Consider the following 22,723-nt stretch of genomic DNA (forward strand, 5'->3'; position numbering starts at 1 on the left):
GTCTCGGCGAGCTCGCGCAGCGCGTCCATGCCCGTGTGATCGGCCTCGACGAGCATGACCGCGGCACGGACGCCGAGTTCCTCGGCCGCAGCCCTCAGATGGTCGGTACCCAAGGCGCGCAGCGTGACCAGGAGGCCGCCGGGACGCAGCGTTCGCAGGGACCGCAGAGCGTGGTCGGCGTCGATGGGGTCGAGCACCATATCGATATCGCGCACCGTCTCGGCGAAATCGGTGGTGCGGTAGTCGAGGACCTCGTCCGCGCCGATGCTCCGCAGGAAATCGTGGTTGGCGGCGCTGGCGGTGCCGATCACGTACGCGCCGCGGGCCTTGGCGATCTGTACGGCGAAGTGGCCCACGCCCCCGGCGGCGGCGTGGATCAGGACCCGCTGCCCGGCTGCGATATTCGCGTTGTCGACCAGGGCTTGATAGGCGGTGAGCGCGGCCAGCGGGATCGCGGCGGCCTCGGGGTGGCCGAGATTGGCGGGCTTACGGGCGAAGGCGCGGGCAGGTGCGGTGACGAATTCGGCCGCCGCGCCGTGCCCGTGCGGGTAAGGCAGCATGCCGAACACCTCGTCACCGGGCTGGAACAGGGTGACGCCGACCCCGGTCGCCACCACCTCGCCCGAGACGTCCCACCCCAGCACGAACGGGGGTGCGGGCAGGAACAGGCCCGCGCGGGCGCGGTGCCCCCAATCGGTCGGGTTCAGGGCGGTGGCGCGCACCCGGACCAGCAGCTCGCTCGGACCCGGTTGGGGCACCGGCAATTTCACCTCATACAGGACCTCCGGACCGCCGAGCACGTCCTGTCCGATGGCCGTCATGGTGGTGGGGAGGGTGTAGTCCTTGTCGCTCATGGCTCTCAGCTTGCCCGTCGGGAGCGACCCCGGGAAATGGCATGATCGCCATTATTCGATAGGATCGTGCCATGGAGTCGGAGGTTGCTCGGCCGCATACCGTGGTGGTGCTGGCGCTCGACGGGGTGTATCCCTTCGAGCTCGGCATCCCGAACCGGGTGTTCGGGACCGCGGACGGGCGGTATCGGGTGATCACCTGCTCGCTCGACGGGCGACCGGTGCGCAGCAGCTCGGACTTCGACATCGCGGTCGCGCACGACGCGCGCGTGCTGGAAACCGCGGACACCGTGGTGATTCCGCCGTGTGATGTGACTCCGATCCTGGAACATGGCCTATCGCAGGCTGTTTCGGTGGCATTGGCGTCGATCCGTCCTGGTGCGCGAATCGTGTCCATCTGTACCGGCGCCGTCGTGCTTGCCGCGGCCGGACTGCTCGACGACCGGCCCGCCACCACGCACTGGAACATCGCCGACCGCTTCCAGCGAGCCTTCCCCGGCATTCGCGTCGACCCCAACGTGCTCTACGTCGATGACGGCGACCTCCTGACCTCAGCCGGCGCGTCCGCCGGAGTCGACCTGTGCCTGCACCTGATTCGCGGCGACCACGGCAGCGAGGTCGCGAACGCCGTCGCGCGGCGCTGCGTCGTCCCGCCGTGGCGCGAGGGTGGGCAGGCGCAGTTCATCGAACAGCCGGTCCCGCCGCCGACGGCCGCGGGCACCGCCGAGGCCCGGCAATGGGCACTGGAAAACCTGCACCGACCACTGACCATGGCCGACCTGGCCGATCGCGCACGCATGAGCGGCCGCACCTTCGCGCGCCGTTTCCGCGACGAGGTCGGGATGAGTCCCGGCCGGTGGCTGATCCAGCAGCGCGTGTTCCGGGCGCGCGAACTACTCGAATCCACCGAGCTTTCCGTGGACCGCATCGCCGGTGAGGTCGGGTTCACGACCGGCGCCTCGCTGCGGCAGCACCTGCACGAGGCGATCGGCGTCGCACCGCTGGCCTATCGCCGCACCTTCCGGAGTGAAGCGGTGCTCACCGGCGTGGGCGGCTGACCTCGCGAACGTCACGCAGATGCTGTTCCATCGCGGCCGCCGCGCCCGGTCCGTTGTGGGCCGCGACGGCGGCGTAGATGCGGTGATGGCCGTCTATGGACAGGGCGCGGGCGTGGCGGGTGCGGTGGGAGAGGGCTCGGGTGCGACGGGTCCAGTCGGTGGTCATGGTGCACAGGGTCACCAGCAGGGGGTTCTGCGCGGCGCGGGCGAGGAGGGTGTGGAATTCGATGTCGAGGCGCAGGGATTCGGCGGGGGACAGTGAGTCGCTGGAGCGGGCCAGGACGTCGTCGAGGGACAGCAGGTTGGATTCGACGGCGCGCAGGGCGGCCAGCTCGGCGATCCGCGGTTCCACCAGGTCGCGGAGTTCGGTGGCGTGGCCGAGCTCGATATCGAGGTCCGCGAGCCCGCCCGCGAGATCACCTGCCCGGCGCGGGTTCTCGGTGACGGTGCTGCCCCGGCCCTGACGGCGCTCGATGAGCTGCTTGGATTCCAGCTCGAACATGGCCTGCCGCAACGAGGATCGCGACACACTCAACCCGGCGGCCAGCTCCCGCTCCGGCGGCAGCCGATCCCCGGCCCGCAGTTCCCCGCTGGTGATCAAACCCTCCAGGTGCGCCGCGACCTCCGCGCTGACGCTGCGTGCGCGCCGGCGGAGCGGCGGAATCGATGCCGTCACACCCCGAGTCTAAATCCCTTCCCAGGCAGACCATTTCGGGTAGGTAAAACGGCAGTTACGTTAGGTTTCGTGACTCCGCATCGCCGGTCCGGCCGACTTATGGTCGGCATATCGGATGGTCCGACCAATTTTGGCCGGGTAGGGAAGGTAGGGCGCGTGACGTCGATTGTGCGGGGGTTCGCCCCGGCGTTTCCGGTACTGCAACCGGGGGAGGGGATCGGTGGCGCCGGGTACCTGCCGATTGACTCTTCGGCGGTGTTGTGGGGGCGATTGCCGCGCGTCGGGGACCAGCCCGTCGCGACAGTCGAGGCGGGCGGGACCATTGTGGTCGACACCGTCAGTCACGAAGGGATTCTGGAGGATCAGGGGTCCGATCCGCTGGCCTACTTCGGGCGGCACGGGGTCGAGCGGGATCAGGTGCTCGCGGATGCGATCGAGGTGGCCGGAACCCGTCGCCGGGACTCGCTGGCGGGGCCGCACATCGTAACCGGGCCGATCGCGGTCGCGGGGGCGAAACCGGGGGATCTGCTTGCCATTCGGATCGACGCGCTGGCGATGCGGGCGCCGTATGGGGTCGTATCCACACGGCACGCGCGTGGTGTGCTGGCGAATCGGGTCGGGTTCGACGGCAATTACGGACAGTTCTGCGCTGTCGAAGAGCGGGGCGGCGCGTGGTTCGGGACGATGCCACTGCATCCGGATCGGCCGGGGGAAGCCGGGTTTCCGCTGCACCCGTTCCTGGGCATCATCGGGGTCGCGACCGACACGGATACGCGGGTGTCCTCGGTACCGCCGGGGGCGCACGGCGGCAATATCGACATCCGGCGGTTGACGGCGGGGGCGACATTGTTTCTGCCGGTTCAGGTCGCGGACGCGCTGTTCTATATCGGGGATCCGCACTTCGCCCAAGGGAATGGGGAAGTGGCGCTCACCGCGTTGGAAGCACCGCTGCGGGCTACTTTGACCGTCGATGTGATTCCGGCGGTCCAGGTCGCGGCCGGGCTGGGGAGGGGGATCGGCCCGTTCGCGGCCTCGCATGGGCTGTTGATTCCGACCGGGTTGAGTGAGGATCTGAACGAGGCGCTCGAGCTGTGCGTCGGCAACGCCATCGAACTGGTGGTGTCGCTGTTCGATGCTGATCCGCAGCAGGCGTATCTGTACCTCAGTGCCGCAGCGGATTTCAACATTTCGCAGGCGGTGGATCAGGTTCGGGGTGTGCACGGTGAGGTGCGGGTCGCGGACTTCGCCGGACATGCGGCCACCGAGCTGGCCAAGCGCGTGCTGGCGAGGGCGTGATGACGGCTGCACGCGAAATGCCCGGGGAGAGGCCGGAGTTCGATCCGCGGGTGTGGCGGGAGTGGGGTGCTCCGCTGGTGGCCGCCACCGGTGACGGGCCGCTCAGTGGACACAGTGTGGCGGTGAAGGACCTCTACGCTGTCGCCGGATACCCGCTTGGTGGCGGGGTTCCGGAGTTTCTGGGAGCGCCGAAGGACGCGCATGCGGCAGTCGTGTCCCGGTTGCTCGCGGCGGGGGCGGATATCGCAGGAATCGCGCACACCGATGAATTCGCCTACAGCATCACCGGCGGCAACGGGCGATATGGGATGCCGATCAATCAGGCTGCTCCGCAGCGGATTCCGGGTGGATCATCGAGTGGGTCGGCGGTGGCGGTCGCGCGTGGGGAGGTCTGTGCCGGGCTGGGGACCGATACGGCGGGATCGATTCGGGTTCCCGCGGCATATCAGGGGCTGTGGGGGATGCGGACCTCGCACGGGAGCATCTCCACCGCGGGACTGCTGCCGCTGGCAGAGTCCTTCGACACCGTGGGCTGGATGACACGGGACCTGGACACGCTGCAATCCGTGGCGGAATGTCTACTACCCAAGCAGAATTCAGGCCCGTACGAGCTCATCGTCGATCCCGGCCTGTGCGCGGTGGCCGATGACGAGGTCGCGGAAGCCGGCTTGAAGGCGGCCAGGCGGCTCGGCGCAGTCGACTACCACCTGAATGCGGACCTCGAATCCTGGTTCACGGCGTTCCGGAAGGTTCAGGCGTTCGAAGCCTGGCAGAACCATGGCGAGTGGATCTCGGCGCATCCAGGGTCGTTGGAATCAGAAGTGGCACAGCGGTTCCAAATCGCATCGACGGTTACCGTAGCGGAGGCATCCGCGTCGCGCGCCGTGCTCCGGGATGCGGCGGGAATACTTCGGGACGCCTTGCGTGGGCGGTTTCTCGTGTTGCCGACGGTCGCCACGCTTCCGCCCCTTCGGGTGGCATCGGCTGGGGCGTTGGAGTCGGGGCGGACGCGGACGTTGCATTTGACGTGTTTGGCGTCAATTGTCGGCGGGCCCGCGATTAGCTTTCCCTTGACGGAGATCCGGGGAATTCCAAGTAGTTTGTGTTTGGTTGGGGCGCCCGGTATGGATTGGAGTTTGATTTCGATATTGAGTGAAAAGATAAGGGATACTGGACATTTCGGGTTCCCGGTGTGATTGCACGGGCGTAAAATAGGGGCATGGATTCGAATGGGGTGACACTCGACGACTGTGGTATCGCTGAACTGGCGGCCGCGGTCTCGACCCTGTCGGAATCCATTCAGGGCAGGAAGATGTCGGGGTTTTCCGACGAAGACATTGTGACGTTGATGCAGAAGATTGAAACCTGTAAGCGTCAACTCGCCGCGTTGGATACTCCGCTGATCGTCGAAGCGGGGGAGCGTTCGCTGCATTCACGTAGCGGGGTGGGGAAGATGGTGCCGTTCCTTCGGCACACCCTCGGGCTCTCCCGTTACGACGCGTCGGTGCGGGTGAAGGTCACCCACCACTGCGGGGACTTCGTGCAGCAGACCGGGCACATTGCCCCGCCCGTGCTTCCGGTGACTGCCGAAGCCTTTGCTACGGGCGAGATCTCGCGGGATCACGTGCGCCACATCATGGATGTGATGAACCACCTGCCCCTCGATGTCCCCGGTGAGGCGCGTGCTGAGGCCGAGCAGATCCTGGTCGACTACTCGCGTAGCGGGTGGCCGGATGATCTGTTGAAGATCGGGCGCGACATCCTCGCGCGGCTGGATCCCGATGGGAAGGTTGTGTCCGACGCGGACCGTGGCCGTTGTCGCGGGATCGCCCTGTGCCGCCCGGGTGTGGACGGGATGAGTCGTATCGAGGGCTGGATCACCCCGGAACTGCGTGCGTGCCTGGATGCGGTGTTCGCGAAGCTCGCTCGGCCCGGGATGTGCAATGTCGAGGATTCGGAAAGCCCGTCCGCGACCGGTGGGTTCATCGCCGATAGCGTGCTCGATGCTGCCGCGCGTCGTGACCGTCGTGATGCCGGGCAGCGCACCCACGACGCTTTGCTGGCGTTGGTGCGGCCGGGGGTGAACATACGGGCCCTGGGCATGCACCGTGGCCTGCCGGTCGAGGTCGTGCTCACCATGAGCCTCACCGACCTCGAGAACGGCACCGGTGTCGCGACCACCGCGTCCGGGACCCAGATCTCCATCAACGAGGCGTTGAAGATGGCTGAGGGCACCAAGCCGGTGATCGCGGTCCTCGACGGCGACGGGATGCCGCTGTACCTGCGTCGCTCCCGCCGCACCGCGACCCGCGCCCAACGCCTCGCGCTCCTGGCCCGTGATAAGGGATGTACTCGGCCGGGTTGTGAACAACCCGCCAATATGTGCGCCGCGCACCACGTCACCGATTGGGCCAAGGGCGGGCCGACCGATATCAACAACCTGACCTTGGCGTGCGATCACTGCCACGCGCTGGTCAACGACGGCCCGGATGGCTGGAAAACCGTTGTGATGGGTAAAGACTCGCCCCACCCCGGCCGGACAGGGTGGATTGCACCGAAGAGTCTTGATCCCTCGGGGACTCCGCGTGTCAACGACCGCCATCACGTGGGGCAGGCGATCGCGGCTGCCGTCGATTCCAGCTGCCGAACGTGGCGCTCACGGGCAGCGTGACACCCGGCTGTGCGTGTCCTGCTGGCGTGCGCAGAACAACGCAGGGTGTGGTGACCTCGCCTGCCCTGCCGCCCCTGGGCTGGCGCCGGGCTGGGAGCCGCTTCCCGCCGATCCCAGCCCACAGACTGCACGCATCACCTTCTCGAGACCAAAACCTCGAGACCCCGTAAGCCAGCCAACCCCCGAACCTCTGTCGCGTCGGCCCTCCGCCGAAAGTCCCTGCACCCCAACGCCCACCGAAGTCCTTGCATCCGAACGCCATCCGAAGTGCTTGTACTCGAACACCGGGATGCTGTGCGGCCGAGCCGTGAGGGGGCTGGTGAGTGAGCGGGCCTCGCAAGCTCGGCCACCCTCTCTTCCTTCTCCAGCCGTCTTTATCTTTGGTCTCTTGTCTTTCGGTCCTTTGGTCTTCAGAGTTCTGCCGCAGCTCCGACGACCTCCCGAACTCGAGTAGTCCGAGCCGTCAACCGTCCACCCTTGAACACGTAATTACGATCAGGTCGGTCGAGCAGAGCGTCAGCAACGCGATACGTCGACAACACGACGAGATCAGCCACAGCCCCTACCCGAACCCCGTAACGATCCGCGATCCCAATAGTCCGAGCAGCGTCGGTAGTGGCCATCCCGAGAATCCGGTTCAAGTCCTCGGGCCCCGACAGATGCCCGGTCTGAGCCAGAAACAGCCCGATATCGAGCATGTCGGCATTCCCGTACGGAGTGAACGCATTCCGGATGTTGTTGGACGAGTAGGCGGTGGTGACCCCTGCCTCCCACAGCTCGCGAATCGGAGCGATCCCACGACGTACGTTGGTGGCGTCTGACCGCCCGCCCAGATGCATGTCGGTCGCAGGCAGCGGAACCACCGAGATCCCCGCCGATGCGAGCCGCTCCAATGTCTGCGTGCGATCCGCCGGAGACCGCCCGGCCAGGGAGGTCATGTGCCCCAGCGTGACTCGACCATGACGACCTGTGAGTTCGGTGACCGAGGCGATGTAGTCGGCCATGGCGTACCTCGGATCGGTGGCGTCGTCGGCGAAGTCGGTGTGGATGTCCAGCGGTACATCGAAATCGGCGGCCAGGTCGAAGATGAGGTCGATGTGGCGGCGGCAGTCCTCCACGCTGCGTTCGTTGTATGCGCAGCCGCCGAGGACGTCGGCTCCCGCATGCAGGCTTTCGCGGAGCAGGTCGAGGGTGCCGGGGGATTGGAGGATGCCCTCCTGCGGGAAGGCGACGATCTGGAGGTCCAGGCGGTCTCGGTACTCTTCGCGCAGGTCGAGGAGCGCGTTCACGCCGCGGAGGCCGACGATCGGGTCGACGTCGGGGTGGGCGCGAATGGCGGTGGTGCCGTTGGCGATCGCCATGTCGAGCACGCGGCGGGCGCGGTCGCGGATGGCGGCCACGGTGAAGCCGCGTTTGAGTTCGGCGGTGACGCTGATGGCCCCGGCGAGAGTGCCGTCGGGGTTGGACTTCTCGGCATCCAGGAGAGCCTTGTCCAGGTGGAGGTGGGATTCGACGAGGCCGGGGATGACCACGCGCCCGGCGCAGTCGATTTCCTCGACGCCCTGATCCGGCAGTCGGGCTCCGATCGCGACGATGACGCCCTCGGAGATCGCGATGTCGACCAGGTCCGTGTCGTCGGCGATGCGGGCGCCTCGCAGCAGTAGATCCACCTGGCGCGGACTCGAATCCGTCATGGCTACCTCCCGGAACGAAGTGACTTCGTTTGTATACGAGAGCCGTGTTTCGTTCGGGTGCGGCAATTGCTTCCCCGGTGTTACGAAGCGCGAGCCGAACCGGGCTGTGGCGCAGGGTCTTCGGTGCGCTGCCGGAACCGGTAGGCGGTGGCGGCGTGGGCGATGTGGGAGGTGACCACGGCGGCGGCGCGATCGGGGTCACCGGCTTCCAGGGCGGCGCAGATCTGTTCGTGCTCGTGCCAGGAATCGGAGGCGCGACGGGGGAGTTCGACCGAGTAGACCCAGGCGATCTTCCAGCTCAGCTGCATGATCAGCTGGGCGAGCAGGGTGCTGCCGGACGCCTCGGCCAGGACCTCATGGAAGCGGCTGTTGAGCCGGGCGAGCTCGTCGAGGCGGCCCGCGCGTACGGCGTCCTGACCGAGGGCGGTGAGCTCCTTGAGGCGGCCGAGTTGTTCGGGGGTGCGGCGGACGGCGGCGCGGGACGCGCACAGCGGTTCCAGGCGGGCCCGGATCTCCAGGAGGTCCGCGGCCTCGTCCTCGGTCAGTGCCGCCACGAAGACGCCCGCGTAGGGCCGTGACGAGGCGAAACCCTCGGCCTCCAAGGTCCGCAGCGCCTCCCGGACCGGCACCCGGGACACCCCGTAGCTCTCGGCGAGCGCGTCCTCGGTGAGGCGCTGGCCGGGGGCGTACGCGCCACGAATGATGTCGTCACGGATGGCGCGACACAGCTGTTGCGGTGTCATACGCCCGGCGGTGCTGGTCACGGCAGCCTCATCAGGGAATCGGTGGAACGGGGATTTGCATACGATCCATCGTGGCCTCGGCCGACGGGATGTGGCAAATCTACTATATCGGTCTGAAAATCTCTGGACAGCTGTCTCATTCGCGGGTCTGGCTGCGCCGCAGTGGTTTCGGGTCGCCGCCGCGCCGTGGTTTGTATACGATGCGGCCATTCTGTTCGGAAGGAACTCATGGATCCCGCGCATTTCGTGCTCCTGTTCGCCGCCGGATTAGGGGCGGGCGTCTGCAATGCCATCGCCGGGGGCGGCAGTCTGCTGTCGTTCCCGGCGCTGCTGGCCACGGGGCTGCCGCCGGTCACGGCGACGGTCACCAACTCGGTATCGGTGTGGCCCGGCTATCTCGGAGGGGCCGCGGCATTGCGCAAACGGCTCGACGAACACCGGACGCTCGTACCGGGGCTGATCCTCACCGGCGTGGCGGGCGCCACCGGCGGGGTGATCGCGCTGCTGGCCGCGCCGCCGAAGGTGTTCGCGGCCTTGGTGCCCTATCTGATTCTCGCCGCCACCGCGCTGTTCGCGGCGCAGCCGCTGGTGTCTCGCAAGCTGTCCGAGCACGGCGGGGACTCGCGGCTGCGATTGTTCGCGGGCGTGTTCCTCGGCGCGGCCTACGGCGCGTACTTCAATGGGGGCATGGGGATCGTGCTGCTCACCGCGCTGGCCCTGGGGATCGATGCCTCGATCACCCGCCTCAACGGGTTGAAGAGTCTCCTCACGCTCACGGTGTCGAGTACCGCGGTGATCGCGGTCGCGCTGTTCGGGCCCGTCGAGTGGTGGGCGGTCGCGGTCCTGGCCCCGGCCTGCCTGCTCGGCGGCGTCGTCGGCGCCCGGGTGGCGGATCGGCTGCGGCCGGGCGCCTTTCGAGCGGTTGTCATCGTGTTCGGCGTCGGGGCGGGCGCGGCCATGCTGCTGGCCTGACCCCTGGCGGGACCCTGCTGTTCTCTCTCTCTCCTACGACACAGGTGGTGCATCTCATGAACGATCTCCTGCTCCGCGGCGGCCGGCCCTGGACGCCCGGTGCGCCGGTCACGGTCGCCGACATCCTGATTCGCGACGGGCGGATCGCCGCGATCGGAACCGGGCTCACCGCCGACAGCATCGAGTCCGTGGATCTCGCGGGGGCACTGGTACTCCCGGGACTGGTGGACTCGCATTGCCACCTCGACAAGACCATGTACGGCGGGCCGTGGGTGCCGAACACCGGCGGGAGCACGCTCGCCGGGCGGATCGCCAATGGTGAGGGCCGCCGCGACGAGCTCGGGCTGCCGAGCGCCGACTACGCGTCGAACCTGCTGGGGGCCATGGTGTCCGCGGGGACCGCTCACGTGCGCAGCCACATCGACATCGATCCCGAAGTCGGGCTGCGGGGTGTGGAAGCGGTGCGGGCGGCCGCGGCCCGGCACGCCGATCGAGTGGACGTGCAGCTCGTGGCGTTCCCGCAGGGCGGTCTGCTGACCCGGCCGGGCACCGCCGAGCTCCTCGAGGCGGCGCTGGCCGACGGGGTGGAGGTGGTCGGTGGGCTGGATCCCGCCGGATACGACGGGAATCCGGTCGGGCAGCTGGATCTGCTGTTCGACCTCGCCGAGAAGTACGGCGCGGGCATCGACATCCACCTGCACGACCGCGGCGCGCTCGGCGCCTGGCAGTACGACCTGATCGTGGCCCGCACCAAGGCGACGGGCCTGGCGGGGAAGGTGACCATCAGCCACGCCTACGCGATGGGAGAGCTGGAACCCGGCGAGCAGCGGCGGATCGCGGAAAGCCTCGCCGACGCCGGAGTTTCCATGGTCACCTGCGCTGTCGGCAGTTCGCCGGTGGTGCCGGTCCGGGTCATGCACGCCGCCGGGGCCGGGCTGGCGCTCGGGAACGACGGCATCCGGGACCTGTGGACGCCCTACGGCGATGGCGACATGCTGCGGCGAGTCATGCAGGTGGCGTTCCGGGATCGCTTGGTCTTCGACGAGGACATCGAACTGGCCTTGGCTGCGGGCACTTACGGGGGAGCGGCCCTGCTCGGGATCGAGGACTACGGGCTGCGGGAGGGTGCGGCCGCCGACCTGTTCACGGTGGACGCCGAAACACCTGCCGCCGCAGTGGTTTCCGTGCCTCCCCGCGCTCTGGTCGTGAAGCGTGGTCGCGTGGTCGCGAGGAACGGCGGGCTCGCCGACAGCTGACTATCCCGCCCCGACCGGCCGCCGACCGCAGCGTGTGCCCCGCGTTGTCTGCTCGGCGGCCGGTCGCGTTGTCTGCGCCGCAAGGGGTTTCGGATCCGGTCCATCGGCTGAGCAGGAATGAACCCCACCCGCGCGAGATATCGTATACGAAACAAGCGCGTAATCGCCTGGACCGCATTCGGCAATGAGTGGCCGATAGAACTGTGGACATGCGCACCACCGCCTCAACCACTGTCAAAGGTCAAGGCCCGGACGGGAATACGGAGACCGCAGCGGGCGGCAACGTATACACCGACTCGGCCCTGGCCTTTCAGCACGTCGGCCTGACCTTCGAGAACGGCACCCACGCGCTCGACGGCATCGATATCGCCATCCGGCCCGGGGAATTCGTTTCGCTGGTCGGCCCCTCCGGCTGCGGTAAGTCCACGCTGCTGCGACTGGCCGCCGGGTTCGAGAAGCCCACCGCCGGAACGATTGCCATCGCGACCGGCAAGCTCGGCTATGTTTTTCAGGAGGCCACCCTGCTGCCGTGGCGGTCGGTGCTGCGGAATGTGGAACTACCCGCCGAACTTGCCGGCGTAGACAAGGCGACTCGCCGGGCCGCGGCCCGTGAGGCGCTGGAGCTGGTCGGGCTCACCGGATTCGAGAACCACAAGCCGGCGCAACTCTCGGGCGGTATGCGGATGCGCACCTCGATCGCGCGCGCACTGACCGGAGCGCCCGAGCTGTTCCTGTTCGACGAACCCTTCGGCGCTCTCGACGAGATCACGCGCCAACGGTTGAACGAGGAGGTGAGCGGGCTGTACCGGCGCTCGGGATTCACCGGGGTGTTCGTGACCCATTCGGTCGCCGAAGCGGTCTTCATGTCGACCCGGGTTGTCGTGCTGACCGGGCGGCCCGGACGAGTAGCGGCCGATATCGCGGTGCCGCTGGACTTACCGCGCTCGCCGGAGCTGCGGTACTCGGCCGAGTTCGGTGCGGTCGCGGCGGAGGTGTCGGCGGCGTTGCACGACGCCGAACGGGGCACCGCCCGGACACTGGGGAGGGCAGCATGACCGCCGCCGCCGAGAGCGAGATTGTTGTGCCAGGGCCGGACGAGCCGATCATCACATCCGAGGCAGGCGACCCGACGACCGTGCGTGAGGTCGGCGATCTGACGACGTCGCCCGATGGCGGAGATGCGGCTACGGTATCGGAGGCGGATGGCCATACCGCCGCACCCGGAGAAGTCGGGCAGCCCGTGCGCCGACTGCGGAAACTTCGCTGGCCCTTCGCGATCGCGCCGGTGCGGGTGGTCGCGCCGGTCCTCGTATTCGTACTGGTCATGTCCACGTGGTCGATCGCGAGTCACTTCCTGATCGCGCCGGAGTCACGCTTCCTGCTGCCGCCGCCGGAAGCGGTGGTGTCCAAGGGCCTGCTCGACGCCGCCACCCGGGCCGAGATCCTGCAGGCGCTGGGCGCGACCGTGCAGATCGCCCTGGTCGGCCTGGTGATCGCGATCGTGCTGGGCGTGGCGTTCGCGGTGATCATGAGCCAGGCCCGCTGGGCGGAATACTCCCTCTACCCGTATGCCGTGATCCTGCAGACGATTCCGGTGCTGGCCGTGGTGCCGCTGTTCGGGTTCTGGTTCGGCTACGAGTTCGGCAGCCGCGTCATCGTCTGCGTGATGGTGTCGCTGTTCCCGGTCATCACCAACACGCTGTTCGGCCTGAAATCCGTGCAGGCCGCCGAACACGACCTGTTCACCCTGCACGGCGCCAACCGCTGGCAGCGCCTGCTCAAGCTGCAACTTCCGGCGGCCCTTCCGGCCATGATCTCCGGTTTCAAGATCTCGGCGGGCATGGCGGTGATCGGTTCCATCGTCGCGGATTTCTTCTTCCGTCAGGGCGACCCGGGCATCGGCCGCATGATCGACGTCTACCGGCAGCGGCTGGCCACCGAGGAACTGCTCACCTCGCTGCTGCTGTCCTCACTGGTCGGGCTGATCCTGTTCTGGATCTTCGACTTCCTGGCCGGGCGGGTGGATCGCGCCCACGGCAAACGCGCCCGCCGCTAGCGGGAACCCCACCATCACTCAACCCCCTTGTCTCCCAATCCCTCCGTGTCTCAACCCCCACCATGTCTCAACCCCACTGTGCCAACCCAAGGAATGCTCGTGAAGAAACGTGTCCTCGTCGCCGCCGCGCTCGCCGGCAGTGTCCTGCTCACCGCCGCCTGCGGTGGCGGCGCATCGACTCCCGCCCCGACGGGCAAGGGCGCGCTGGCCGGTGTCTGCCCGTCCACCGTCGTCATCCAGACCGACTGGTTCGCGACGCCCGAGCGCGCGGCCGCCTATCAACTGGTCGGGCCGAACGGCACCGTGGACGCCAAGAAGGGCGCCTACTCGGGCCCGCTGGGTGATACCGGGGTGAATGTCGAAGTGCGCCTGGGCGGTCCGTTCCTCGGCGGCCAGCCGGTGGCGGCCCAGATGTACCAGGACAACTCCATCACCCTGGGTCTGGTGCCCACCGACGAGCAGGTCCGGGCCCGGGCCAAGTTCCCGCTCACCGGCGTCTTCGCGTCACTGCAGAAGAATCCGCAGATCGTCATGTGGGATCCGGCCACCTACACGGTGAACTCGTGGAAGGACGTGGCCGCCACCAACGCCCCGATCCTGTACTCCGAGGGCAAGATCTACATGGACTACCTGATCGCCAATGGCGACGTGAAGAAGGAACAGGCCGACGCCTCCTACGACGGCACGCCCAGCCGCTTCGTCGCCGAGCACGGGCGGGTCATGCAGCAGGGGTACGTCTCGAACGAGCCCTACCGCTGGGAGCATGACGTCAAGGGCTGGCTCAAGCCCACCGGCCACCTGCTGGTCGGCGACGCCGGCTACGAGGCCTACCCGCACGCCTGGTCGGTCCGCTCCGGTGAACTCGACAAGCTGCGCCCCTGCCTGCAGAAGCTCGTCCCCATGCTGCAGCAGGCCCAGATCGACTACGCCACCAACCCCGAACCGACCAATCAGGCCCTGCTGAAGATCGCCCAGGGCATTCCGGACGGCCCACCCATCACCGCCGGCGGCAACACCGATTCGGTGAAGGTGCAGCTCGCCGAGAAGATCATCGCCAACGGTCCCGGCAACACCCTAGGCAACTTCGACCTCGACCGCGTCACCCGCGCCATCGCCCAGGTCACCCCGCTGCTGCGCGCCAAGGGCCGGGAAGTCCCCGACAATCTGACCGCCAAGGATCTGGTGACCAACGAATTCATCGATCCCGCAAAGGGTCTGAAGCAGCAGGGCTGAGGTCGGGGGAGAACCATGTCGAATCACGAGTACGAGCACGAACCGGTCCCGGCCGCGGCCCGCCGGGACCTGCTCTCGGTCGCCGCGGTCTGGGCCGGCTTCCCGATGTGCCTGGGCAACGCGGTCTTCGGCGGACTGATCGTCTACAGCCAGGGCATGGGCCGCGGCATGCTGGCCATCCTGTTCGGCAACCTGGTTCTGCACCCCCACGCCCGAGCTGGCCCGGCGGCAGGCCCGGCGGGTGGCGGACGATCTCGTCCGCGGCCGGGATCCGGGACCGCTCGCGGGTGTTCCCGTCGGTATCAAGGACTTGCTGTCCACCAAGGGGATTCGCACCACGTCCGGGTCATGGGTGTATCGCGATCACATCCCCGACGAGGACAACATCGTCGTCGAGCGGGTGCTGGTGGCGGGCGCGATCTGCCTGGGCAAGACCAATACCTCCGAATTCGGGTACAGCGCCACCGGACTCAATCCGCTGTTCCCGGCCACCCGCAATCCCTGGGACACCGCGTCGAGTCCCGGCGGTTCCAGTGCCGAATCGGCCGCCGCCGTCGCGGCCGGGCTCGGGCCCGCGGCGCTGGGCAGCGATGGCCGCTGCTCGGTGCGCGCGCCCGCCGCCCTGTGCGGGCTGGTCGGTGTGAAACCCTCCATGGGCCGGGTGCCCGTCTACCCGGGCTGCCGGGACGAACGACTGCCCGGCGTATCCGGTTGGGAGAGTGTCGAGCACATCGGCCCGCTCACCCGTACCGTCGCCGACGCCGCCCTGCTGCTGTCGGTGCTCGCGGGCCCCGACCCACGCGATCGGCATTCGATTCCGTGCGGCGACGTGGACTGGATCGCCGCGGCAGGTGACGGCGGCGCACGCCCGGACTCGATGGCCGGGCTGCGGGTCGGATTCAGCGCTGACTTCGGCTATCTGCCCGTCGATCCCGTGGTGCGCGCGGTGGTGGAGCGGACCGTGCGCGAGGTCGTGGCGGGACAGCTCGGCTGCCGTGTCGAACCGGTGCGACCCGGCTGGTCCGACCCGGCCGCCGCCTTCTACGCCCTCGTCATGGCCGAGTCCGACCTGAGCGGCATGCGGGCCATGGCCGATACGCACGCCGACCGGATGTCCCCGCATCTGGTCACCTGGCTGCGCGGGCCGTGGACGGCACAGGATCTCACCGACGCCAATATCGCGCGCAAGGCGCTGGTCAACGCGATGGCCCGGCTCATGCGCGACCACGACGTCCTGATCACCCCCACCACCGCCGTCCCGGCCTTCCCGGTCGGCCTGCACGGACCCGGAACCATCGACGGCACACCGGTTTCCGACTCCACCTGGATCGGCCTCAACTATCCGGCCAACCTCACCGGCCAGCCCGCCGTCAGCATTCCCGCGGGCTGGACCGGCACCGGACTGCCGGTGGGGCTGCAAATCATCGGCCGCCACCTCGCCGACGAGACGGTCCTGCGGCTGGCCGCCGCTATCGAGGCCGTCGCGCCCTGGGCGCACCGGCGACCGCCGATCAGCACCGCGGCCGCCGAGCCGGCGATACGCGGATAGCGGTCGACGGCCGGTGCGGAGCACCGGAGCCCGGACGCCTTCGCCGCTCGGCTGCTGCGGCGGAGCTTCCGTGATCAGGAATGAGCGTGCGGCTCCGCGCGCACCGCTTCGAGCCGGCGGACCACCAGATCGAGGAAGGCGTCGACCTCTTCGAGGTGGTAGGCGGGTTCGCCGACGGGGGCGAGGTGGAAGGTGACGGCCCGGACCTCGTCCGCGGTCAGGCCGTTGGGGCCGTGATGGGCGAGGGTGGCGGCCAGGCGGTCCAGGAACACCCCCACCTCCTCGGCCCGATAGCCGCGGAAACCGTAAGGGGGAGTGGAGAATTGGATGTGCAGGACATCCTCGGGGGTGAGCTGGTCGTGGGTGCGGCTCACGGGCTGGTGGGTCCGGCCCAGGCGTAGGTATTCCAGTTCCGTGCACAGCCGGTCGAGGAAATCGTCGACCTGTTCGATGTCGTAACCGGGCTGCCCGGGTGGGGGACCGTCGAATTCGACGAGCCGGATATCGGCGGCGGTCAGATGGTCGTAGCCCGCCATGGTGTCGGCGATGCGCGCGCAGAAGGCGTCCACCTGGGCGGGGTGGTAGCCGTGCGGCCCGTGCGGTGCGGGGCCGAACCGGCGGCGGCGGACGTCCTCGGGGGTCACTCGCGCCATTGTGCCAAGAGCTTCGTGTCCGAATTACTTCCGCCCCTTGCGGATCCGGCCGCACCGGACATACGGGTCTGTTTGTACACGGGTTTCAGCGCCTGCCGGATCGCCGCTTCAGTGCTTGCGCACGCCGTCGATGAGCAGCGCGCGGATGGCGTGGCTGAGATCGTCCACCGCCCGCGGGTCGGGAGTGCGGATACCGTGCACGATGGCGGCCAGCAGCATGCCGGTGACCGCGCGCGCGGTGTTCACGGTGTCGAGATCCGCACGCAGATAACCGTGTTCGACCCCGTGCTCGAGGTATCCGGCGGTCAAGGCGTCGGCGGTGTCGAGCAGGCCGTAGAGCCGCTCGGTCAATTCGGAGTCGATGCCGGTGGCCTGGAACAGCAGCAGCTGCGCCACCCGCCGGTCCTCCAGGAAGATCCGGTTGAGCGCGTCGCCGATCCGGTCCACCTGCGCCCGGTACTCCTCGAGGCTGTCGGCCGCGTCGGGGGCGTTGTCGGTGCCCAGCGCTTCGATGATCCGCGCGGCCAGGTCATCGATGACGTGGTCGATGATGTCGCGCTTGTTCTCGAAGTACCGGTAGAAGGTGCCGTGCCCGATGCCGAGCTCGGCGGCGATATCGGCGATGCCGGTGGCGTGGTAGCCCTTCTCGGCGAAACACGCGAACGCGGTGTCGATGATCTCCCGGCGGAGTTCGGCCTTGCGTCGTTCGATTCTCGAGGATGGCTTCGTCACCAGGCCGATGATACGGTGATCACAAACGGAATGAGATGTCATTCCGTGACAGATGAATCAGTTTTAGTGGAACACACAGCTCAGCGGGAGGTTCGGCGTGGCACCTCAATACGACGCCATCGTGGTCGGGGCGGGTTTCGGCGGTATGGGTGCGGGGATCGAGCTGGATCGGCTCGGCCTGGGCAATTTCCTCATCCTCGAGCGCGAGGACGACCTCGGCGGCACTTGGCACGTCAATCACTATCCGGGCCTGGCGGTGGACATCGCCTCGGTCACCTACTCGTACTCCTTCGAACCCAACCCGAACTGGTCACGGCTGTTCGCGCCGGGCTCGGAGCTCAAGAAGTACGCCGAACACATCGCCGACAAGTACGACCTGCGCCGCCGCATGCGCTTCGGCGCCACCGTGGGCGGCGCCCGCTGGGACGCCGAGCGGCAGCACTGGGTGGTGGCGGTCGAGAACGGTGAATCCCTCACCGCGCGTTACCTGATGGCCGCCACCGGCTTCCTGTCGCAGCCCTACACCCCGCCGTTCCCGGGCATCGACACGTTCGAGGGCAAGATCATCCACACCACCGCCTGGGAGGACGGCTTCGACCTCACCGGCACCAAAGCCGCCATCATCGGCACCGGCGCCACCGCCGTGCAGCTGATCCCCGAGGTCGCCAAGAAGGCGCGGGCGCTCACCGTCTTCCAGCGCACCCCGATCTGGGTGGTGCCCAAGGTCGACGCCCCCATCCCGCCCTCGGTGCAGAAGCTGTTCGCGCGCGTTCCGGCCACCCAGAAGGCCGCCCGCCTGATCAACACCTCCATGCTGGAGGCGCTCATGGTGGTCGGCGTGCTGCACTTCAAGCAGGCCAAGCCGCTCAACAAGGCCGCCGGACTGCTCGCCAAGGCCCACCTGCGCACCCAGGTCCGCGACAAGCGGACCCGCGAGAAGCTCACGCCGGACTACGATTTCGGCTGCAAGCGGCCCACCTTCTCGAACCTGTACTTCAAGACCTTCAACGAGCCGCACGTGCGCCTGGAGACCAACTCCATCGAGCGCATCGAGCCCGACGGCATCGTCACCGCCGACGGCCACAAGACCGAGGTCGATACCCTCATCCTGGCCACCGGCTTCAACCTGTGGGACGTCAACTTCCCGGCCATCGAGATCATCGGCCGCGACGGGGTGAACCTCGGAAAGTTCTGGCGCGACAACCGTTTCCAGGCCTACGAGGGCATCACGGTGCCGAAGTTCCCCAACTTCGTCAGCCTCAACAGCCCCTACTCCTACAGCGGCCTGTCCTACTTCACCACCATCGAGGCGCAGATGAAGCACATGACGCGCCTGTTCGGGGAGATGTTCCGCCGCGGCGAGCAGGTCTTCGAGGTCACCGAGCGCGCCAACGCCGAATTCCTGGACCGCGTCACCGACAAGCTCGGCTCCTCGGTCTTCTACGGCGGCCAGTGCTCGACCGCGCGCAGCTACTACTTCAACCAGCACGGCGAGGCCGCCCTGCTGCGCCCGACAAGCACCCTGAACGCGCACCGCGAAGCGTCCACCTTCCCCCTGGACGACTACAGCTACGGACAGCGGCCCGCCTGAGTGGGACTGTGCGGTCGGCACTGTCGGGGGCCGACGGCGCGGCCCGGGGAATCAGCCCTGGGCGAAAACGGGTGGACTCTGGGACAGGTCGGCGAGCGTTCTCTCAGGGATTACTGGCAGACTGTCGGGAAACAACCGTCTGACCACTGACCAGGAGCTGACTTCGACGATGGACCTTCTGCTGCCGCTGCTGCTGGTTGCCCTGCTCATCCCGATGTTCCTCGGCGTACGCCGCCAGAAGCGCGAGATGGCGAAGGTGACCGACATGCAGGACGCCCTGAAGGTCGGCGACCGGGTGGTCACCACGTCGGGTCTGTTCGGCACCGTGGTCGAACTCGATGACGCCACCGTCGATCTGGAGATCGCCGAAGAGGTCGTCACCACCTGGCTGCGCAAGTCGGTGCTCGAGGTGCGCAACGACGAGGAGGCCGACGACACGGCCGCCGCAGACGACACCGCCGCCACCCCCGCGGCCGACGGCACCGCCGCCTCGGCCAACGGCACCGCCGCGGCCGAGGACGCCACCGCCGAAGCCGCCGACGACACGCCGCGGCTGACCAAGGACTGAACACATCCGGCGCCATCGGCCGCTCCGGGCTGTACTCGACGTACACCGGCGGCCGGTGGCGCTGCGGTGTGTACCCGCTAGTTCCACCCTCGATCCCGCCTAGGAGATAAGTACTGTGCCACCTTCACAGGGAACGGCGCATCCATTGCGCCTGCTCGGCGTCTACGCCGCGCTGGTGGCTTTGATGTTCGGCCTGATCTTCTTCACCGGCGACAAAGTCCACACCCCGAAGCTCGGCATCGACCTGCAGGGCGGCACCCGGGTCACCCTGACGGCTCGCACCCCGGACGGTGGCAAGCCCAGCCAGGACAGCCTGAAGAAGGCCCAGGACATCATCGAGAAGCGCGTCAACGGACTCGGCGTCGCCGGCTCCGAGGTCGTCATCGAGGGTGACAACCTGGTGATCACGGTCCCCGGCGAGGACGGCGCGCAGGCGAAGTCGCTGGCCACCACCGCCAAGCTGTACGTGCGCCCGGTGCTCAATGTGACCGCGCCGCAGGTCGGCAAGCAGGCCCAGCCGCAGCAGCCGCCCGCGGGCGCCCCGACCACCGCCCCGGCCGCGCCCAGCACCGTGACGCCCGAGACCACCTCGTCCGCGCCGACCACGTCGGCGGCGGCGACCGAGGCGACGGTCCCGCAGAACCGGGTGTTCCCGGCGCAGGCTCCGACCACCCCGTCGCCGACTCCGGCGCCGAGCCCGCAGCAGTCGCAGCAGGAGATCGCGGCCGCGAAGGCGTTGCGCCAGAGCACCGATCAGGCCGCGCAGCTGCAGGCCATGGCCACCATGGACTGCACCAAGCCGGATCCGCTGCAGGGCAACGACGATCCGAACCTGCCGCTGGTCGCGTGCAGCAGCGACGGCACCGAGGTCTACCTCCTCGACAAGTCCAAGCTGGACGGCCAGGAGATCAAGAACGCGACCGGACAGCTGGATTCGCGCCAGGGCCGCTGGGTCGTCGACGTCGAGTTCAAGTCGAGCGGTTCGGACGCCTGGGGCAAGCTGACCAACGAGTACCTGAACAAGCAGCTGGCCTTCGCGCTGGACACCAAGGTGGTCAGCGCGCCGCGAGTCGAGTCCGGCAACCAGTTCGGCGGCAGCACCCAGATCAGCGGCAACTTCACCGCCACCACCGCCAAGGAGCTGGCGAACTCCCTGAAGTACGGTTCGCTGCCGCTGTCGTTCACCACCTCCGAGGCCGAGACGGTCTCCGCGACGCTGGGCATGTCCTCGCTGCGCGCGGGCCTGATCGCGGGCGCGATCGGCCTGGTGGCGGTGCTGCTGTACTGCCTGCTCTACTACCGCATGCTCGGCTTCCTGGCCGGTTTCTCGCTGCTCGCGGCGGGTGTCGCGGTGTACGCGCTGATCGTGCTGCTGGGCCGCTGGATCGGGTTCACCCTCGACCTGGCCGGTATCGCGGGTCTGATCATCGGTATCGGTATGACGGCCGACTCGTTCGTCGTGTTCTTCGAACGCATCAAGGACCAGATGCGCGAGGGCCGCAGCTTCCGCTCGGCGGTGCCGCGCGGTTGGCAGCGCGCCCAGCGCACCAACCTCTCGGGTAAGACGGTCTCGCTGATCGCCTCCGCGGTGCTGTACCTGCTGGCCGCGGGTCAGGTGAAGGGCTTCGCCTTCACCCTCGGTGTCACCACCGTCCTCGACGTCATCGTCCTGTACCTGGTGACCGCGCCGCTGATGATGCTGGTCTCGCGGTCGCCGTTCTGGGCGAAGCCGTCGGTGAACGGCCTGGGCGCAATTGCAGAGCTGGCACAGGAACGCAAGGCCACCGCCCGCGTTCTCGTGAAGGAGGCGTGATCATGGCTAAGTCCTCACCCATCGTGGTGGATTCCGACTCCGAGCTCGACTACGAGGCCACGCCCGCGGACAAGCGGCACAGCCTGTTCGAGCGGCTCTACACCGGCACCGGCGGTTTCGAGATCGTCGGCAAGCGCAAGGTGTACTACGGCATCGCCGCCGCGCTGATCGCGATCGCGATGGCCAGCATGGTGTTCAAGGGGTTCACCCTCGGCATCGACTTCGCCGGTGGTTCGCGCATCCAGCTGCCCGCCTCGGACAGCGTCACCACCTCCAAGGTGGAGGATGTCTACCGGTCCGCGCTCGGCCACGATCCGGTGACGGTGCAGAAGGTGGGCTCGGGCTCGTCGTCGACCATCCAGATCCGCTCGGATTCGCTGAACGCCGAGCAGGCCGACAAGCTGCAGAACGCGCTGTACGACTCGTTCCAGCCGAAGGACTCCAGCGGACAACCCAACCGCAACGCGATCAGCGTGGCCGAGATCAGTGAGACCTGGGGCGGCCAGGTCACCCACAAGGCCTTGCTCGCGCTGGTGGTGTTCGTCGGATTGACGATGCTCTATATCGCGATCCGCTTCGAACGAGACATGTCGTTCGCGGCCATCGCCTCGCTGTTGTTCAACCTCATCGTGACCGCGGGCATCTACTCGCTGGTCGGATTCGAGGTGACGCCCGCGGCGGTGATCGGTCTGCTCACGATTCTGGGCTACGTGCTCTACGACAACGTGGTCGTCTTCGACAAGGTCGAGGAGAACACCAGCGGTGTGCTGCACCTGACCAAGCACACGTACGCGGAGAAGGCGAACCTCGCCGCCAACCAGACCCTGATGCGATCGATCAACACCACCGTCATCGGCATCCTGCCGATCATCGGCATGCTGGTGATCGCGGTGTGGCTGCTGGGCGTCGGCACGCTCAAGGACCTGGCGCTGGTGCAGCTGGTCGGCATGATCGTCGGTGGTTACTCGTCGATCTTCTTCGCTGTCCCGATCCTGGTGTCGCTCAAGGAGACCTGGGGTCCGGTCGCCGCGCACACCAAGAAGGTGCTCAACCGCCGTGCGGGCGGCAGCCGGGCCCGCGTGGGCGTGGCGGTGGCCGAGCGGGCCGGCGTCGCCGGTCGCGGCTCGGACGCCAACGGCGCCGCGCGCGAGCACGGGCCGCGTAGCCAGGGCACCCGGGCGCCGCGTCCGGGCGCCCGGCCGAGTGGGAAACGACAGCAGCGACGGCACTAGGCGCGCAGGGGGTTTCGCGGGTGAAGCAAGACCAGAAGATTGTGCGCCGGACCGCCGTCGACACGACTGTGCGCCGGAC

Annotated in this window: 20 protein-coding genes and 1 pseudogene; 15 read left to right on the top strand and 6 right to left on the bottom strand. The window is 67.9% G+C overall.

Translation table 11 applies throughout. The features are described 5' to 3' along the window. Nucleotides 1–854, bottom strand: an 854-nt coding sequence (locus tag ACFV4K_RS13515; RefSeq protein ID WP_379274728.1) for an NADP-dependent oxidoreductase, incomplete at its 3' end; no start/stop codon positions are given. A 71-nt stretch (nt 855–925) separates the two neighbouring features. Here ACFV4K_RS13515 and ACFV4K_RS13520 point away from each other — a divergent pair. Continuing rightward, complete coding sequence (locus tag ACFV4K_RS13520) at nt 926–1,909, top strand: GlxA family transcriptional regulator (protein ID WP_379274729.1); 984 nt, start codon at nt 926–928, stop codon at nt 1,907–1,909. On the opposite strand, the gene ACFV4K_RS13525 is transcribed toward ACFV4K_RS13520, so the two are convergent. Then, complete coding sequence (locus ACFV4K_RS13525) at nt 1,890–2,585, bottom strand: FadR/GntR family transcriptional regulator (protein ID WP_379274731.1); 696 nt, start codon at nt 2,583–2,585, stop codon at nt 1,890–1,892. The genes ACFV4K_RS13520 and ACFV4K_RS13525 overlap by 20 nt on opposite strands. A gap of 156 nt (nt 2,586–2,741) precedes the next feature. Here ACFV4K_RS13525 and ACFV4K_RS13530 point away from each other — a divergent pair, with 156 nt between their 5' ends. Genes ACFV4K_RS13530 through ACFV4K_RS13540 form a run of 3 tightly spaced genes read left to right on the top strand, consistent with a single transcriptional unit; the run spans nt 2,742 to nt 6,552 of the window. Beyond that, nucleotides 2,742–3,881 carry an acetamidase/formamidase family protein gene (locus tag ACFV4K_RS13530; RefSeq protein WP_379274733.1) on the top strand — a complete coding sequence of 380 codons (1,140 nt, stop codon included), beginning with the start codon at nt 2,742–2,744 and terminating at the stop codon, nt 3,879–3,881. Nucleotides 3,882–3,898: 17 nt separating this feature from the next. Then, complete coding sequence (locus ACFV4K_RS13535; RefSeq protein WP_379274788.1) at nt 3,899–5,077, top strand: amidase family protein; 1,179 nt, start codon at nt 3,899–3,901, stop codon at nt 5,075–5,077. 23 nt (nt 5,078–5,100) lie between these two features. Next, complete coding sequence (locus ACFV4K_RS13540) at nt 5,101–6,552, top strand: DUF222 domain-containing protein (protein ID WP_379274734.1); 1,452 nt, start codon at nt 5,101–5,103, stop codon at nt 6,550–6,552. A 410-nt stretch (nt 6,553–6,962) separates the two neighbouring features. Here the strand turns inward: ACFV4K_RS13540 and ACFV4K_RS13545 are convergent, their stop codons facing one another. Beyond that, on the bottom strand, nt 6,963–8,246 hold the full coding sequence (locus tag ACFV4K_RS13545; protein WP_379274736.1) for an amidohydrolase family protein: 1,284 nt from the start codon (nt 8,244–8,246) through the stop codon (nt 6,963–6,965). A gap of 80 nt (nt 8,247–8,326) precedes the next feature. Beyond that, nucleotides 8,327–9,010: a GntR family transcriptional regulator gene (locus ACFV4K_RS13550; RefSeq protein ID WP_379274737.1), complete on the bottom strand. Its 684-nt coding sequence runs from the start codon at nt 9,008–9,010 to the stop codon at nt 8,327–8,329. Between the two features lie 207 nt (nt 9,011–9,217). On the opposite strand from ACFV4K_RS13550, the gene ACFV4K_RS13555 reads away from it, so the two are divergent. From ACFV4K_RS13555 to ACFV4K_RS13585, 7 genes and pseudogenes are all read left to right on the top strand, one after another. Continuing rightward, the gene (locus ACFV4K_RS13555; protein ID WP_379274739.1) at nt 9,218–9,961 is read left to right on the top strand and encodes a sulfite exporter TauE/SafE family protein; all 744 of its coding nucleotides are present in this window, start codon (nt 9,218–9,220) and stop codon (nt 9,959–9,961) included. A gap of 56 nt (nt 9,962–10,017) precedes the next feature. Continuing rightward, nucleotides 10,018–11,217: an amidohydrolase gene (locus ACFV4K_RS13560; RefSeq protein WP_379274741.1), complete on the top strand. Its 1,200-nt coding sequence runs from the start codon at nt 10,018–10,020 to the stop codon at nt 11,215–11,217. Nucleotides 11,218–11,426: 209 nt separating this feature from the next. After that, nucleotides 11,427–12,272: an ABC transporter ATP-binding protein gene (locus ACFV4K_RS13565; protein WP_379274742.1), complete on the top strand. Its 846-nt coding sequence runs from the start codon at nt 11,427–11,429 to the stop codon at nt 12,270–12,272. Then, nucleotides 12,269–13,273 carry an ABC transporter permease gene (locus ACFV4K_RS13570; RefSeq protein ID WP_379274744.1) on the top strand — a complete coding sequence of 335 codons (1,005 nt, stop codon included), beginning with the start codon at nt 12,269–12,271 and terminating at the stop codon, nt 13,271–13,273. Before ACFV4K_RS13565 ends, ACFV4K_RS13570 begins: the two co-directional genes overlap by 4 nt. A 99-nt stretch (nt 13,274–13,372) precedes the next feature. Beyond that, complete coding sequence (locus ACFV4K_RS13575; protein WP_379274745.1) at nt 13,373–14,506, top strand: ABC transporter substrate-binding protein; 1,134 nt, start codon at nt 13,373–13,375, stop codon at nt 14,504–14,506. 27 nt (nt 14,507–14,533) lie between these two features. After that, nucleotides 14,534–14,707 (top strand): annotated as a pseudogene (locus tag ACFV4K_RS13580) (cytosine permease); the annotation flags it as partial. Nucleotides 14,708–14,747: 40 nt separating this feature from the next. Continuing rightward, nucleotides 14,748–16,055, top strand: a complete 1,308-nt coding sequence (locus ACFV4K_RS13585; RefSeq protein ID WP_379274747.1) for an amidase — start codon at nt 14,748–14,750, stop codon at nt 16,053–16,055. Nucleotides 16,056–16,129: 74 nt separating this feature from the next. Here the strand turns inward: ACFV4K_RS13585 and ACFV4K_RS13590 are convergent, their stop codons facing one another. Together ACFV4K_RS13590 and ACFV4K_RS13595 are read right to left on the bottom strand one after the other, a co-directional pair. Further along, the gene (locus ACFV4K_RS13590; protein WP_379274748.1) at nt 16,130–16,699 is read right to left on the bottom strand and encodes a DivIVA domain-containing protein; all 570 of its coding nucleotides are present in this window, start codon (nt 16,697–16,699) and stop codon (nt 16,130–16,132) included. Between the two features lie 117 nt (nt 16,700–16,816). Then, nucleotides 16,817–17,482, bottom strand: coding sequence for a TetR/AcrR family transcriptional regulator (locus tag ACFV4K_RS13595; protein WP_379274750.1), 666 nt, complete (start codon nt 17,480–17,482; stop codon nt 16,817–16,819). A 55-nt stretch (nt 17,483–17,537) separates the two neighbouring features. Here ACFV4K_RS13595 and ACFV4K_RS13600 point away from each other — a divergent pair, with 55 nt between their 5' ends. The 4 genes from ACFV4K_RS13600 to secF all read left to right on the top strand — a co-directional run bounded on the left by ACFV4K_RS13600 (nt 17,538) and on the right by secF (nt 22,644). Next, on the top strand, nt 17,538–19,031 hold the full coding sequence (locus tag ACFV4K_RS13600) for a flavin-containing monooxygenase (protein WP_379274752.1): 1,494 nt from the start codon (nt 17,538–17,540) through the stop codon (nt 19,029–19,031). A gap of 169 nt (nt 19,032–19,200) precedes the next feature. Further along, nucleotides 19,201–19,599 carry a preprotein translocase subunit YajC gene (gene yajC / locus ACFV4K_RS13605; protein WP_379274754.1) on the top strand — a complete coding sequence of 133 codons (399 nt, stop codon included), beginning with the start codon at nt 19,201–19,203 and terminating at the stop codon, nt 19,597–19,599. Between the two features lie 115 nt (nt 19,600–19,714). Continuing rightward, nucleotides 19,715–21,412, top strand: a complete 1,698-nt coding sequence (secD, locus tag ACFV4K_RS13610) for a protein translocase subunit SecD (protein ID WP_379274755.1) — start codon at nt 19,715–19,717, stop codon at nt 21,410–21,412. A 2-nt stretch (nt 21,413–21,414) separates the two neighbouring features. Beyond that, nucleotides 21,415–22,644 (top strand): protein translocase subunit SecF, encoded by a 1,230-nt coding sequence (secF, locus tag ACFV4K_RS13615; RefSeq protein ID WP_379274757.1) that lies wholly within the window; start codon nt 21,415–21,417, stop codon nt 22,642–22,644. Nucleotides 22,645–22,723 lie beyond the last annotated feature (79 nt).

The sequence above is a fragment of the Nocardia sp. NPDC059764 genome (assembly GCF_042732555.1).
Classification (GTDB): domain Bacteria; phylum Actinomycetota; class Actinomycetes; order Mycobacteriales; family Mycobacteriaceae; genus Nocardia.

Coding starts and splice junctions, on each gene's coding strand:
- ACFV4K_RS13520 (WP_379274729.1), top strand. CDS start 926: ATGGAGTCGGAGGTTGCTCGGCCGCATACCGTGGTGGTGCTGGCGCTC.
- ACFV4K_RS13535 (WP_379274788.1), top strand. CDS start 3,899: ATGCCCGGGGAGAGGCCGGAGTTCGATCCGCGGGTGTGGCGGGAGTGG.
- ACFV4K_RS13540 (WP_379274734.1), top strand. CDS start 5,101: ATGGATTCGAATGGGGTGACACTCGACGACTGTGGTATCGCTGAACTG.
- ACFV4K_RS13545 (WP_379274736.1), bottom strand. CDS start 8,246: ATGACGGATTCGAGTCCGCGCCAGGTGGATCTACTGCTGCGAGGCGCC.
- ACFV4K_RS13555 (WP_379274739.1), top strand. CDS start 9,218: ATGGATCCCGCGCATTTCGTGCTCCTGTTCGCCGCCGGATTAGGGGCG.
- ACFV4K_RS13560 (WP_379274741.1), top strand. CDS start 10,018: ATGAACGATCTCCTGCTCCGCGGCGGCCGGCCCTGGACGCCCGGTGCG.
- ACFV4K_RS13565 (WP_379274742.1), top strand. CDS start 11,427: ATGCGCACCACCGCCTCAACCACTGTCAAAGGTCAAGGCCCGGACGGG.
- ACFV4K_RS13570 (WP_379274744.1), top strand. CDS start 12,269: ATGACCGCCGCCGCCGAGAGCGAGATTGTTGTGCCAGGGCCGGACGAG.
- ACFV4K_RS13595 (WP_379274750.1), bottom strand. CDS start 17,482: ATGACATCTCATTCCGTTTGTGATCACCGTATCATCGGCCTGGTGACG.
- yajC (WP_379274754.1), top strand. CDS start 19,201: ATGGACCTTCTGCTGCCGCTGCTGCTGGTTGCCCTGCTCATCCCGATG.
- secF (WP_379274757.1), top strand. CDS start 21,415: ATGGCTAAGTCCTCACCCATCGTGGTGGATTCCGACTCCGAGCTCGAC.